This window comes from SAR324 cluster bacterium, assembly GCA_015232315.1.
Lineage (GTDB): Bacteria > SAR324 > SAR324 > SAR324 > NAC60-12 > JADFZZ01.
Window position 1 is genome coordinate 15,648 of record JADFZZ010000028.1, and the last position, 13,525, is coordinate 29,172.

Here is a 13,525-nt window from a genome sequence, read left to right on the forward strand (position 1 = left end):
CTGCAGATCTGTCTATTTCCAGCAATGAGTAATATTTCTAGGGACATCAAATTTTCGATTAGCTGCTGACTGACGTTCTTCCAGACCAATAGATACAAAATTTACAAACTCATTGGTAAATGGAATTTTTCTTTCTCTCACTACGGCTGGAACATATCCTTTTCCATATTGGCGTACAATAAACATTGTTCCATTTTCCGTGATGAAATTCCAAAGTTGTCCGCCCTCACCAAACATCAATCCACCTAATTTGAATTTGGGAACACCTTCTATTTCAACCAGAAATGCATTTCGCCACTGGGTTTGCAGCATACAGGCAGCTTCATTCAGCATGTATTCATAAACAATTTCCATGGGTCCAATATATAGTTTCCAAAAGGCTCGTGAGGCTCTGGTTTCTTTACCAATCAGAGTTTGGAGCTTCAGAATAGTCTTATAGGCTGTCGCGTCTGGACCATCGCCAACTCCCGGCTCATCTGGATTTGCAAAATAAGCCTGCATCGATCGGAAAGATACCGCTGGTTTGCTGGAATTGAAGGAAACATCCATCAAGGCTTTCTTATAATCGGTCAACAAGCCACCGGCCTGTTCAAGGACAACATCCAGTTCTTCACCAGATTTTGAACCTTTAGCCAGTTTTTTCTGTGTTTTCATTCCTGATTTTCCACCTTTGGCAATAGCTTTTCCAACCGGGCCTAAAGCGCCCACAGCCTTCATAGCCAGTTTTGCCAGGGCTTTGTTGTTTCCGCCTTCTTCTTCTGGACCATAAACTTTCATCTGCTGATAATAATCCATCAAGGTCAGCCATTCCGGAGCGTTTTCATCCAAAAATGGTTCCAGTTGTTCAGTAAAAACATCCAGAGCCTTGAAATAGGGATTATGACGGGTTGAAATGACATCAATTGTATCAATATACTCTCCACGTCCAGCCAGCATTTTCATCCCGGAATCAAACTGGAGAGAGAAGTTTTCCCATGCATCCAGATATGCTTTTCGATAGGATTCCGTAAACAATGCCTGCATTTCCTTAAAGACTTCTGAATCTGGATCTGTCTGAACCAAGCGGTTAATGAACCCTTCAACAAATTCTTTTCCTTCGAGGGTATAAGCACTTGGAATAAAAATATCCTGCTCCATTTCCTTGGTACCACCCCAGTAAAACTTGAGGTGAAGTTGATCTGCTGAGCGAACCTCATCATTTGCGAGAGGAATAATCCATTGTAAATCTTTGGATACTTTTTCAAGTTTGCTTGTCAGACTTTGTCTCAACCATTCCCGCTCTTCTTTCAGTAAGCCCTCATCTTTTGACCAACTTAGAGAATGCAGATACAATGCGTTGAATGTGGCGAGAAAATCCACATTTGTTCCACTTGGAAAATATAAACCGCCTTCGGCAAATGGTGCTGGCAATTCTTGTAATGCTTCAAAACTATTTCCTTTAAAATATGCGTCCATCGTATTCAACCGACGCACAAAAGTATCAACCTGCCGTGCTGTGTTTCTTAAAATATCCGCTTCTGAAATTTTGCCTTCCGCCATTTCAACTTCAGATTTAATCAGTGCGGTGTTTAGACTTTCGTTCAATGGATTCATCAGGTTCTGTCTGAATCGTTCCGCATAGATGGTTTTCATTTTTTCTATAAATCCAGGTTGCTCAAATACACCAAACCAGGGAACCCACCATGTGCTTACCTCGTAATCAATTGTTTTGATCATTTTTTCCATACTGGCCATTGATTTTACTTTTTCATCAATGCTGTCTTTCATCACAAAGGCTCCAGCATATTCTGAAGTCATTTGCTGGATAAAACCCAGATTGCCCGAATTGACCAGATACAAGACCCCAATCAAGGCTCCAATTCCCAGACTCCAAGCCCCCATGTACAACCGTCGCATGATAATCCCGGCACGTTCAACGGCTGTTAAACTGCCAAGCATACTTCTGTCGCCAGGGAGAATTCTGGTAAAAAAGTCCTGAATAAATATTCCCTTGCCAGCCTGGTCGTTTGCGGTTCCACCTTCGAGACCTGAAAGAAATATACCTCGTAAAAAGGGATTTTCCTGAAATGGATTTTCCTGAAATGCGCCATTACAAAAAATCATCAATTTACTTTCAAGATTTTGAAGATTTTTGGGCAGTCTTAATAATTTATGTGAAACTCCCGATTGATTGATTTCATTCAATAACAGGTCTTTTACCCTTTCGGTGATTTTTTCCATGGACTTCGGAATCAATTGGCTCGCATTGAATTCATCTTTTTCCTGAGTATAACCCATTACCTGGTTACGTTCTTCATGAGACAAGGCCTGAGCATAATCTTCAAACCCTTCAACTTTGTTACATTTGGTAACCATCAAATAAATTGGAATCTTGATTTTGAGTTTTTTCATCAATTCATCAATTCGTGCCTGATGCTGACGTCCCTCCTCAAATAATTCTGTCTCATCACTTTCCAGCAAATGATTGGCATTGATCGTTAGAACCACGCCATTGAGAGGTTCTTTCTTCCTGTTTTTGTCCAATACTTTTAATAAATCATTCCATTCATCAGAGGCGCTTTTATCCTTTGAAATGTAGTTTTTGACAGGATCAATGATGATTGCATGGTTATACGGCCACCAGGTGCAACTGTCGTTGGACAATTCCTCAGTATTGAACAATGGGGCGGGTAATCGTGCATGTGAGAGCATACTGGTTTTCCCTGAACCTTCAGATCCCAGCATCAAAAACCATGGCAGAACATACATGGGATCGCCCTGATTTTTTAATGCGGATTGGGCCAGTATTTTTTGAAATTTTCCAAAATGCTGCGCCATATGGGATTTTTCAGTGCGCATGCTCATCACTTGAGACATGATACTTTCTTTCCCATTCTCGCTCTCTTCCTGAGTGATCAGTCCCTCTACCTGTTTTTTAGCTTTCTGACGGGCAATAACTCGTCTGATCACCATAAACACAACCCATACTCCAAACAGGCCTCCGGCAATTTTCAGTGCCGTCTCCAGGGGTTGTTCCAGTAATGAAGTCACTGTAAAAATAATCACGCCAGTAATTAATAACCAAACTAATGTATAAATGAGTATTTTGAAAAACGTCTTCACTGGTACTTTATCAAGAGAGGATTAATCATCAATTTCGATACGATACGATCAGATCGTTGTGATCAGATAACTGGCTGCATCGAAGATTTTAACTTTCAACATGTAAAACACTATAATGAAGATAATAACAGGAATGCCATATGCGAACGGCCGGTAATCAATATGGAGATCAATCCCGCTACCTTCCTGTCCTGTAATGTACGCTTCAGGAAATAAATGTTTGTCTCTATCATATCCTGATGAACGTTCTTCAACGCCCTTCAGTAAGGTGAGATTTTCTGCTTTGAGTTTATCCAGATAGGACTGATCCTCGTCTGTATAATATTTCCCGCGGTACCCTAACGTCAGACAGTAGTAATAGACTTCTCTGATATCTTTTTCCGCAGGGTCAAAGGGACTCAACTTATTGAGCTGAGTATAAAATTCTTCTCCAGCATGAACACTTTTAAAGTATTTAGCCTGCAGCAATTCTTTTTTCCACTCTTTTTTGTGCTTCCATGCTGATAGCATGATCGACTCGTCAATAAAAGCCACTACCGCATACAAAGCCATTTGATACTGTTCATCTGAATACCCACCATCTATATAAATCCCTGACTGTTCTGAAATGACCCGTTCCAGCATCAATCGAACTTCTTCATATTCTCGAGACTGTCCCTGATTAAACTCATCCACCAAGTCAATCGTCAGATACAGCACTTCATAAAAACAATCCATCATGCGCATAGCAGCACTCCTTAAACCGCGATAAAATCAACTTTGAGATCTTCAGGTGCGTCATCCCAAATCAGCTTGATATTCCCCTGATTGACAATCCCTTCCCATGCGGGATGTTGTCTGTCTACACGTAGGTAAGAAGCGTTGGGTCGACGCGGAACCCCTTCAGGCTGAGCAGTCAAATATTTAACTTCCAATCCTGCCAGAGACCGTTCCACATATATTTTCACCTGTTCCTCTGAACCAATTTTTGCGTATTTCGCAAATTGTTCAAACATTTGTTCAAAGTTCTCGGATGTGATCATTGAAATATAAATATTTGAAGCACCAAACAATGCTTTGGAAAGATCAGCCCTGAATTGTCCTGTACCAACCTGTTCCAGTCGGACAATAGTTTCTGAACTGATGGTGATCTCATTGAGCACTTGAATGATCAGTTTTTGAGCACTTTGAAAACAGGATTCAAGCCTGTTGTGCATATAAGGTGGAAGCAGTCGGTCCCCCTGTGTGGTTTCTCCCAGAAAATTGATTTTATCTGAAAGTGTACTGATCCCCCCAATCAACTGACGTAACAATCCATAAATTACCCAGGGATGAACGGATGGAGTGTCCACATAGTGAAACAATATGGGTACGTACTGGCTTAATAACTGAATCGTCATCTTAAAATTAACGGTGCGTCCATCAACTTGAGTTGAGGCTCCGGCTGGAGTTTTATAATCCTCAAGTTGGCGAATCCGCCCTGCTAATTCATCTCGTATCTCCTTCAGTGTTTTAACCAGAAGCTGGGAACTTGCGATATGCACACATGGGGGCACATAGGTAGGGGACATTTTCGTTGTACCGCCGTCACTCACAATCTGGGCAATTTCCAGCAAATCATAATTTTTTGCGGCTTCTTCAATCTCATTTTCCCAGAACAATCGTACGACATAACTCAAATGCTGTAACTTGGCAACAGGACCATCCACATGATAACTGGGAACGGTGGTCGGTTCTGCCGGTGTCAAATAACGTGTACTCACTTTTGCAATCAATTCCTGGTCATTAGGATCTGTGATCACTGTCACATTCCCCCCTGCAGGATTCATTTTTCGAATGCCCACGTATATTTTAAGCGGCTGGTGTCTGTCTATCCAGGCAGACGTGAACGATCTTGGCAATAATACCGCGTCATCAGGACAATCTACAAAAGTTCCGTCTTTCAACAGAATTTCACCATTTTCCACTTCAAAAACATCACTTTCAAGGGCACCTTCATTCACATCGAGTAGAACAACCCCATAGAAAAATGGATTGGCGATTCTCAACAATGTTGATAAATGCGATTCATGATACAAATCCGTATGTTGCAAATGTTGAGGCTGTAAGAACTGCCCCTGATGCCAAAAAATTGGTTTTAGCGACGCTGTATTTTCTACTTCCATTTGTTTCAATTCTCCGTTGCAGGCACTCCTGTGTTTTTCAGCAAACCCTAAATTCTGTACAACCAGTTGGGGTAAAAGAGTCAAAACTCTTTTACCCCGATAACTTATTCTTCTTCACCACCCCATTCATCGGCGCCTTCTACTCCGGCGACTTCATGAGATACAGTGATTGCTTTATAATTGATCCACACATCTTCCAACTGGGTTAATGCTTCATTTCTCCAGTCCAGACAGTTTGGCATGTATGACTCAATTTTTGTAATGATCGCATCGTTCAGAGTGATGGTATAATAATTTTCTGCTTCACCATCAGTGATCCGGTAGAATTGCAATTCCAAGTTAGTAATCTGCTGACCATCACAAAGAGCCTGAAACAAAAGTGGTGATGTTTTATCCCACACTTTTGTGAATTTCATGCCTTTATGAATTCGAGTGCCTGTCGGAACACCTGAATTCGGATTGGTAGGAACATGGATTAAACCTTCAAATCCCACCACCTGAATGGTATTCTGCATTTCCTCATCAACAATTTCCTCGGCCATAATTCCGATACTTTCGGTCGTACAGGCCCCTTCGCATAGTTCTTCTTCTTCTACAAGACTGATCGTCATATAGGCTGGTATTGGCATAACACTCTCCTGGTATTAGATGAAAATTAATGAATAATTTTTATTCCTCAGACTGGAAAATGCCGACATTGAAGATGCCGATGGTCTCCGCTATCGCATGTTCCCACACTGTCTTGATATATCGGAATGTGACTTTTTCCATGTGAGTGTAACCTTCATTTTCAGAAACCAGCGTATTCGGAATATATGGGCGGATATCTGTGACAGTGACTTTTTCCATGGATTTCGAAAAATATTCTTCCTCTTCACCCGAGGGATTAATCCACAAATAGGTCAATTCCGCTTCTTCAAACACCTCTCCCTGCACCATCGCCTGAAACAACAATGGGGAGCTTTGATCCACATACTTGAGCACTGTCAATCCTTCGCTGATTGGAGCACCTGATTGTTGACCCGTTTCAGGGTCAGTGGGAAGATAATAATTTTCCTCAACACCAAGAATCTGGATTTCATCCTCATGAGAGGCAATCCCCAAAGCGCCCACACTATCTTCCGAGTTCGCTCCGGCGGCCACATCTTCTTCGCCTGTAATTGTTAAATATACGGTAACAGCCATAGTCCCTCCATTATTTAGTTAATCTAAATCAATCAAACTTTTATTCCTCACCATCCCAACTGTCAGTACCTTCTGTTCCTGCGATTTCGTGTGTCCAGGTAATGGCTTTATACCGGATTGTGATTTCTTCCATATGGATCTGAGGAGAAAAAGTTCCCGGATTCTCTTCATCTTTCACCAGTTTGAGTCCCAAGGCTTTAGCGGCACCTTCCGCCTGCCGTTTCAAGGCTTCCCGATTTGCCTCTGCAGATTTATTATCAGGCATATAGGAACGAATCCGGGTTACAATGGCATTTTCGATGGTGGTCGAATAAAAATGTTCAGCTTTTCCACCTTCGCCAGGACGATACCACTCAATGGTCGCTTCCTCAATATTTTCACCGGTACTCAGCGCCTGCAAAAAGAGTGGGGATGATTTGTCCTGTATTTTAGTAATGATCATTTCTTCATGAATTCTTGGACCAACCGGTTGTCCGCTTTGAGGATCAACAGGTCTCCGGACACTATGTCGGAAAGACTGAATTTGGATCTCATCAGCATGCGCCTCATTGGATTTGGTCCCGATACTCGACTCGTCGCTTGCACCTTCCGAGATTTCACCCTGATTCACCAGGGATATCGTCATATAAGCTGGTATTGGCATGTTCCTCCTGCTGTTGTCGAGACAGTCCTCGGACTGTCTCATTGATTAAATGGGTTCAACTATCGGATTTACAGAAATTACATCCTGTCAGTGCATCAAGTCATGTCCAGTCGGCCACTCAAGGAGAGTGTAAAATTTGCGCCCATGAATTTGAAATGCGGCGTCACAGTGATATCAACACGATACCATCCTGCTTCACCTTCAACTTCATTGACCTGAACATTAGCTCTTCTCAAAGGACGTCGTCCTCTAATTTCTGCAGAGGGGTTTTCCTGATCTGAAACATATTGGCGGAGCCATCGATTCAGTTCTGTTTCCAATTCCGCCCGGCTTTTCCAACTGCCCAGTTTTTCACGCTGCAACACCTTGATGTAATGCGCCAGACGGTTCACCACAAACAAATACGGCAACTGGGTTCCCAAACGATAATTCATTTCAGCCTGACGTTGCTCAGGCTCTGTTCCAAAAAATTTGGGTTTCTGCACAGAATTGACCGAGAAGAATGTCGCGTTGTCTGAATCTTTTCGCATGGTCAATGGCACAAATCCTTCTTCTGATAATTCATATTCCCTGCGATCAGAGAATCGAACTTCTGTAGGACCAACAACAACGTTTTTACCATCTCGCTCAAACACATGCAGTGGCAAATCGGTCACACCACCACCACTTTGAGGTCCAACAATGTTTGGACACCAGCGGTATTTTTCAAAACTTTCCGTAATTCTGGTACACAACGCAAACGCCGCATTTCCCCAGAGATAGTTTGTTGACACACCGTTGGTTTCTTCTTTGTAATTGAAGGCTTTTGCCGGATTGTCTTCGTTGTATGGATTCCTCAACAAAAAGTTGGGCAATGCCAAACCGACGTTGCGTGAATCATCCGCTTCACGGAATGACTGCCATTTGGCGTATTGTGGGCCTGTAAACACTGATTCCAGGTCTTTAAGATTGGGCAGTTCGTCAAATGAGTTGATATTAAAAAACGCTGGACCTGCTGCCGCAATAAATGGGGCGTGCGCCATAGCCGCAACACTGGCAACGTGTCTGAGCAGTTTGATATCCTGCGCACCAGGGCCAAACGTATAGTTTCCAACCAGAACGCCCACTGGCTTACCACCAAATTGACCATATTCATTGGTATAAATGTGTTGATACAGTCCTGATTTTGTTTCATCACCGGCATCCTCAAAATCTTCCAGAAGATCATCCTTGGAGACATTGATAATCTGAATCTGGATGTTTTCACGGAAGTTGGTTCGCTCAGCCATCACTTTCAAGGATTTCCAGGCTGCTTCTTTCTTTTGAAATTCCGGGTGATGAAGAATTTCATCCATCTGACTGCTCAATTTCGCATCCAGAGCGTCCAACATGGCATCCACGCGTTTCTTTTCCACACGCACTTGGGAAGAATCCTTCAACATTTCTTTCAAAAATTCTTCCAATCCTGTTTTTGCCGTTGCGTAACTTTCTTCACCTTCCCCAATTCTGGTTTGCTCCATTACTTGCTGAAGCAATGATCGATCTGTACTGATTTGTTTTTCTTTTGCTTTTGATGCTTTTTTCTCAGCCATGTTTTTTCCTCTCCTGAACAATTTTAATAAAGGATCATTTCACCTGATTGATTGAATACAGTCCAAACCTGAAACTATTAGATTCCCAACTCTTGAATCAATTGATTTCTCAGCCCTTCGTTGTCCAGAATTTCCTGGATTTGACGACGAAATGCCGGAATATTCCCTAATGGTCCCTTCAGTGCTGTCACGGCCTTGCGTAACTCAATCACTTTTTTCAATTCAGGGACTTGTTCAATAATACTGTCAGGATTAAAATCCTTGATGGACTTGAATTCAAGATGCATGGAAATACTGGCATCTTTATTTCCGGATAATTTATCTGCCACATCCATATCAATACTCAGATTATGTGAGGCCAGAATATCATCAAAATTATCATTGTTCAGATCCATCACTTCTCTGTCTTCCAGAGGCGTTGCATCTGCCTGGAAACTGAAATCACCCATGACCAGAACTTTTAAGGGCAATTCCACTTCCTGATTTATGTCGCCAATTTCTGTTTTGTATACAATATTCACTCTCTCTTTTGGGGATACCGATGCTTTTTGACTCATTGTGAATCCTTTATTAAGATGGTTTTATAATAATTGATCAAAAACTACTTTTGATCATTTTCTTTCCAAACAGTCCTTCACCGCCTGGACTGCGGGCATCGAAGGATGGGAACTTGAAATTTTCTCTGACAAATAAAATCAGGGAAAGCAATCTTTTTATGTTCTGAATCCTGAAATTTTGAATTCAATTTCATGAATCACATGCACACACTCCTGAAGAAATGTCTGAAAGAAATTGGAATCCTGAATGTTTTTGCCTACCATATCCTTGATCGCATGCTCCTTGATCATCAACGCATCGTAATGGTATTGCTTCAACAAACGAATATCCTTGGCTTTCTTCTGTTCCTGTTCGATATGCATGATTTCCAACAACCAGGATTCCAGCTTTTTAGTTTCCTCCAGAAATTCTTTTTCTACCGCATTCTGTCGTCGGCGGAGAATTTCAAAAATAACCGCAATCATCAGGATGATACTGAACAGAATGATTTCCTTAAATTTGTAGAGGAACGAAATGGTATCAGACAACATCTCAAGTCCCGCATAAGTTTTGTAATACTGACTTGACGCGGGATGTATCGGCAACGCTGTCCACCTGTCACTTTCAGTCCATTCTTTGCCCAGCAATACGGTTGAAGCTTCATACATTGAGAACCTATGCAACGCCGGCATTATCTTCTTGATCACTTCACTCGGTATACTTTCTTTGGCAGCCAGAACTGCCGTGGTGGCAACCGTCTTCTGAGAACTGGAGGGTACTGGTGTTGTGATCGTGGGAAAAGATCCTTCAGGAAGCGTTGCTGAGAAAAAAAATGGAAAATAATACGGCAATCCATCGACAGCACCCAGATTCATCCAGTCAAACTGACCACTCATGATCACATCCTGAAATTCAGGACTGAGTATGCTATCAACAACAATCCCGCCAACATAAGTTGAATCTTTACGCAATCGGGCAATGGTGGCATCGGTGTCATCCAGATCTTCAACTTTCAGGGCATAATGTTTCAAAACGCTGGTTGCGATCTCCCTGTTCTTACTCCCCTCACTACCCAATGCCACGCTTCGTTTCTTAAGTTTGGACATATCCGTAATATCGGCGTTTTTCCGCATGATGACATGGAGGTATTCCAACCACAGCGGTCTGACAGCGGCCAGATTTTCCATGGATACCATTCCGGTGTTCAGGATGGCCAGATCCACTTCTCCGGATAACAACAGTGAGCGATTTTCCGCAGACCCCTTGGTTGGCCGCACTTCCACTTCAAAGTTGGTATTCTTCTCAAGTTGTTTTTTTAGAATCTTGCCAAATTCATAGGAGTAGGTTCCTTCACGTCCTGAAGCAATCTTGAGTTGAGCTGGTGTGGTCAGGTCAGCTCCGCCATACATAATTCCGGCAATGGAAATTGCCATGATTCCCCAACTGATCCATCGGCCGTAACGATAAATGAAACCCTGTAGACGCATGTTCTTTCCTCTATAAACGTACTTTGTGATTGTGGACAAATCGTTGTTTCCCTAACTTACCAAGCCTCTAACATTTCTCTTTCAAGCTTGGCAAGTGTTTTTTTAGAAATTATTTTTTTTATTATCTATGCGCTCACGAACAAATCATAGCAAGGCTGTCTTCTATAGTATACGATAATTTTTCATGAAAATTATCACCTGAAAATAACACATGGTCATGCAAAATGTCCTTTTGCATATTTATAAAACTTTAACCCTTTTCTTTAGTTGATTGGCTATCAGAGGGATTATGTCCCTGAGTTTTTAGATGTCGCTTGATTTGTTCTTCTGCCACACGAAGGGTATGTTGCAACTGATTGATAAATTTATAGGCATTGGGCACTGACATCACAATTCGATCAGAAATTGACACCCTATCTGGCACAAATCTGTTTTGATTCCCAAATTCAATCACAACATCACCAACACCCACAAAAATCCTGAAAACATCTTTGTAACGATATTCCATATCTGGTGGAAGATAGATCTGTACCTGGGGTTGCGCAGTTTTTTTTTCATTGGCTGAGAACTCATCAGACTGACTGGACGAGGTGTTGGGTTTATCTACCATAATTATCCCATATGTATGCGTTCGCCATCAATACGGACATCGCCTTTGGCAGTCAGTGTAGCATGGCCTGATGAATGAACAGAAAAAATTGTACGAATATGATGAATAACTTCGCCAGCCTTGAGTTGGTCCAACTCATCAACCCAGCGAAAACTGTTTTTGGCACGTAATACAAAACGATCAGCAAAGGTATCCAGTTTTTCAGCAAGAACACGAATCACTTTGGCTGTGGTCATGATCTCCTGTGAAGTGATTTGAGACCGTTCCGTATTAAGTGTTGCGTTCAGAGCGGTCACATTCAGTTGGGATGTACTCATCTCGATTTGATTCGTTGTCACCAATCCCAGTCGCTCTTTTGCAAGAACATCGATTTGTCCTTGAGGCGCACTGATTTGAACATTCCCGTGAAACACCAGCGATGCATTCTGCTTACCACTGCGCTCCATGATCGCCAGAATATAGCATTCCTCATCGGCATCGCGCGAGATCAGCACTTTATCTCCCACAATCGGATGAACCAGACAACTGAACGCTTTCCGTGCCTTAAACTTTCCATCAGAGCAATGTACATGCCAATAACCGTCGGCATAATCTCCTATCTCCGCATATTCTGAAATGATTTGTGGAAGTGGAATTGTCTGTTTTCCAGTCCTGGCCCTGGTTTTGATTGTGGTAGCGACTGACATAGATACTCTCCTAAAAATGAGATTAGAATATTTGCTGACTATGACCGCTGTGAACAGTCATTTCATCACCAGCACTTTGAACTGTGCTGGAACAATAGTGACTCCCGGAGCGTTCAGAGCGAGACCATTCTGCCCCATCATGCTGGTCAACCGTGAGCAGGGCAACCCCCCCATCAAATTCGTGAACGCTGGAATCAGCGTGCGATGCGGTCCCATCATCATTCCTGACATCACGCCCATCATCACTCCGCCGAAATCCCCCATGCTAATAGTGCCCATGGTCATCATGTTATGGGTCGGCATCCCCATAGAAAGCACATTCATCGCGCCTGTGGGCGGAACAGCCATTAGACCATTGGCCATGTTGGGATAGGGGATCGGTGCGGGGATACCCAAGGGCGGCATCGGCGTCAGACAAACATCCGGAAATCCAAAATTCATTCCTCCCATTTGTGTACTTGCAAACATAAATCCTCCTTATATTTTATTTTTCACTGGAACTCCATTGTTCCGCTTTCTGGAGTTGGGGGTCATTGCCTAATGCGATTGATCGGCTGGCACCATTCCATATTGTTTTTTCCTCAATGATTTCATGAAGCTTGGTGCGGAACATACTGGCATTGGACAAATCGGCTTCGGTGAAATTCGCGTGGGTAAAGTCGGCATAAGTCATATCGCAACCGGCCAGTATGGCCTTTTCACAATTAGCTTTCTGGCCGATAAGCATGTACATGCGGCATCCGCTCAGATCCGATCCTGTCAGATTGGCTTCCTGCAAGGTCGCCTGCTCCAGATTAGCGTTTTTCATACTGACATTGGTCAGATTCGCCCCATAAAAAATGGCACCGAACGCATCCACGTTATCCAGAATCGACTGCGTCAGATCCGCTTCAAAAAAACTCACCTGCTTCAAATTACACCCTGTGAAATTGCAATTTTTGAGACTAGCTTTGCGGAATTGTGTCATGTTTAAATTCATTCCCGCAAAATTTTGATTATTCAGCGTGGGTTTTTCCATGACCGCCAATTCAATATGCGTTTCGTGAAATTTCACATTTTCCATGTCGCACTCAATCAAAATGGTCTGTTTCATCCGTGCCTGGGTGAAATCAGCTTCTTTGAGAAAACTGTTGAGCAGACAGGTGATTTCCATGTCACATCCGGTAAACCTGGCATGCTCCAGTTGTGCGTTCACAAACCTGGTTTGCCGCAAATTAGCTCCGGCAAAATCAACGTGATTCAAACAGCAGTCCACCAGGCTGGTGTTGAGCATATTGGCTTTAAGAAACCTGCCCTTCGTAAAATTGCCCTTGATGAAGGTCGCCAATTGCAGATCAGCGTGATCAAACACAGCGCCGGCCAGTTCGCATTCAATAAACGTACATTCCCTCAAACGGCATCCTGAAAAATCAACTCCCGCCAAACTGGTACTCAGAAATACACCTCCAGCCAGATCCGTGCCGCTCAGATCAATACCATCCAGATTCGCTTTTTCCAGTTCAATGAAGTCGCCGCCCTTGATCAGCTTGACGACTTCTTCTTTTGTGATGTTAGCCATTT

13 protein-coding genes are annotated in these 13,525 nt (G+C 42.8%); all 13 read right to left on the minus strand.

Annotated elements, in window-relative coordinates:
- Positions 1–12 precede the first annotated feature (12 nt).
- On the minus strand, positions 13–3,045 hold the full coding sequence (locus HQM11_16160; protein MBF0352567.1) for a hypothetical protein: 3,033 nt from the start codon (positions 3,043–3,045) through the stop codon (positions 13–15).
- 105 nt (positions 3,046–3,150) lie between these two features.
- A complete protein-coding gene (locus HQM11_16165) occupies positions 3,151–3,828 on the minus strand; it encodes a DotU family type IV/VI secretion system protein (GenBank protein ID MBF0352568.1) in 678 nt (225 codons plus the stop codon).
- Between the two features lie 11 nt (positions 3,829–3,839).
- Positions 3,840–5,246 (minus strand): type VI secretion system baseplate subunit TssK, encoded by a 1,407-nt coding sequence (gene tssK / locus HQM11_16170; protein MBF0352569.1) that lies wholly within the window; start codon positions 5,244–5,246, stop codon positions 3,840–3,842.
- A 104-nt stretch (positions 5,247–5,350) separates the two neighbouring features.
- Positions 5,351–5,875: a type VI secretion system tube protein Hcp gene (hcp, locus tag HQM11_16175; GenBank protein ID MBF0352570.1), complete on the minus strand. Its 525-nt coding sequence runs from the start codon at positions 5,873–5,875 to the stop codon at positions 5,351–5,353.
- A gap of 40 nt (positions 5,876–5,915) precedes the next feature.
- A complete protein-coding gene (hcp, locus tag HQM11_16180; GenBank protein ID MBF0352571.1) occupies positions 5,916–6,431 on the minus strand; it encodes a type VI secretion system tube protein Hcp in 516 nt (171 codons plus the stop codon).
- Positions 6,432–6,471: 40 nt separating this feature from the next.
- Complete coding sequence (locus tag HQM11_16185) at positions 6,472–7,074, minus strand: Hcp family type VI secretion system effector (protein ID MBF0352572.1); 603 nt, start codon at positions 7,072–7,074, stop codon at positions 6,472–6,474.
- Positions 7,075–7,169: 95 nt separating this feature from the next.
- Positions 7,170–8,645 carry a type VI secretion system contractile sheath large subunit gene (gene tssC, locus HQM11_16190; GenBank protein MBF0352573.1) on the minus strand — a complete coding sequence of 492 codons (1,476 nt, stop codon included), beginning with the start codon at positions 8,643–8,645 and terminating at the stop codon, positions 7,170–7,172.
- Positions 8,646–8,722: 77 nt separating this feature from the next.
- Complete coding sequence (gene tssB, locus HQM11_16195; protein MBF0352574.1) at positions 8,723–9,202, minus strand: type VI secretion system contractile sheath small subunit; 480 nt, start codon at positions 9,200–9,202, stop codon at positions 8,723–8,725.
- Positions 9,203–9,358: 156 nt separating this feature from the next.
- Positions 9,359–10,669, minus strand: coding sequence for a hypothetical protein (locus HQM11_16200; GenBank protein ID MBF0352575.1), 1,311 nt, complete (start codon positions 10,667–10,669; stop codon positions 9,359–9,361).
- A 250-nt stretch (positions 10,670–10,919) separates the two neighbouring features.
- Positions 10,920–11,279 (minus strand): hypothetical protein, encoded by a 360-nt coding sequence (locus HQM11_16205; GenBank protein ID MBF0352576.1) that lies wholly within the window; start codon positions 11,277–11,279, stop codon positions 10,920–10,922.
- A 2-nt stretch (positions 11,280–11,281) separates the two neighbouring features.
- Positions 11,282–11,965 (minus strand): DUF3540 domain-containing protein, encoded by a 684-nt coding sequence (locus tag HQM11_16210; protein ID MBF0352577.1) that lies wholly within the window; start codon positions 11,963–11,965, stop codon positions 11,282–11,284.
- A gap of 57 nt (positions 11,966–12,022) precedes the next feature.
- The gene (locus HQM11_16215; protein ID MBF0352578.1) at positions 12,023–12,433 is read right to left on the minus strand and encodes a DUF4150 domain-containing protein; all 411 of its coding nucleotides are present in this window, start codon (positions 12,431–12,433) and stop codon (positions 12,023–12,025) included.
- 16 nt (positions 12,434–12,449) lie between these two features.
- Positions 12,450–13,523, minus strand: a complete 1,074-nt coding sequence (locus tag HQM11_16220; GenBank protein MBF0352579.1) for a pentapeptide repeat-containing protein — start codon at positions 13,521–13,523, stop codon at positions 12,450–12,452.
- Between the last annotated feature and the right edge of the window lie 2 nt (positions 13,524–13,525).

What these genes read in the sequence shown, in the direction of transcription:
- HQM11_16165 (MBF0352568.1), bottom strand. Translation starts at nt 3,828, where the DNA reads ATGCGCATGATGGATTGTTTTTATGAAGTGCTGTATCTGACGATTGAC.
- tssK (MBF0352569.1), bottom strand. Translation starts at nt 5,246, where the DNA reads ATGGAAGTAGAAAATACAGCGTCGCTAAAACCAATTTTTTGGCATCAG.
- hcp (MBF0352570.1), bottom strand. Translation starts at nt 5,875, where the DNA reads ATGCCAATACCAGCCTATATGACGATCAGTCTTGTAGAAGAAGAAGAA.
- hcp (MBF0352571.1), bottom strand. Translation starts at nt 6,431, where the DNA reads ATGGCTGTTACCGTATATTTAACAATTACAGGCGAAGAAGATGTGGCC.
- HQM11_16185 (MBF0352572.1), bottom strand. Translation starts at nt 7,074, where the DNA reads ATGCCAATACCAGCTTATATGACGATATCCCTGGTGAATCAGGGTGAA.
- tssC (MBF0352573.1), bottom strand. Translation starts at nt 8,645, where the DNA reads ATGGCTGAGAAAAAAGCATCAAAAGCAAAAGAAAAACAAATCAGTACA.
- tssB (MBF0352574.1), bottom strand. Translation starts at nt 9,202, where the DNA reads ATGAGTCAAAAAGCATCGGTATCCCCAAAAGAGAGAGTGAATATTGTA.
- HQM11_16200 (MBF0352575.1), bottom strand. Translation starts at nt 10,669, where the DNA reads ATGCGTCTACAGGGTTTCATTTATCGTTACGGCCGATGGATCAGTTGG.
- HQM11_16205 (MBF0352576.1), bottom strand. Translation starts at nt 11,279, where the DNA reads ATGGTAGATAAACCCAACACCTCGTCCAGTCAGTCTGATGAGTTCTCA.
- HQM11_16210 (MBF0352577.1), bottom strand. Translation starts at nt 11,965, where the DNA reads ATGTCAGTCGCTACCACAATCAAAACCAGGGCCAGGACTGGAAAACAG.
- HQM11_16215 (MBF0352578.1), bottom strand. Translation starts at nt 12,433, where the DNA reads ATGTTTGCAAGTACACAAATGGGAGGAATGAATTTTGGATTTCCGGAT.
- HQM11_16220 (MBF0352579.1), bottom strand. Translation starts at nt 13,523, where the DNA reads ATGGCTAACATCACAAAAGAAGAAGTCGTCAAGCTGATCAAGGGCGGC.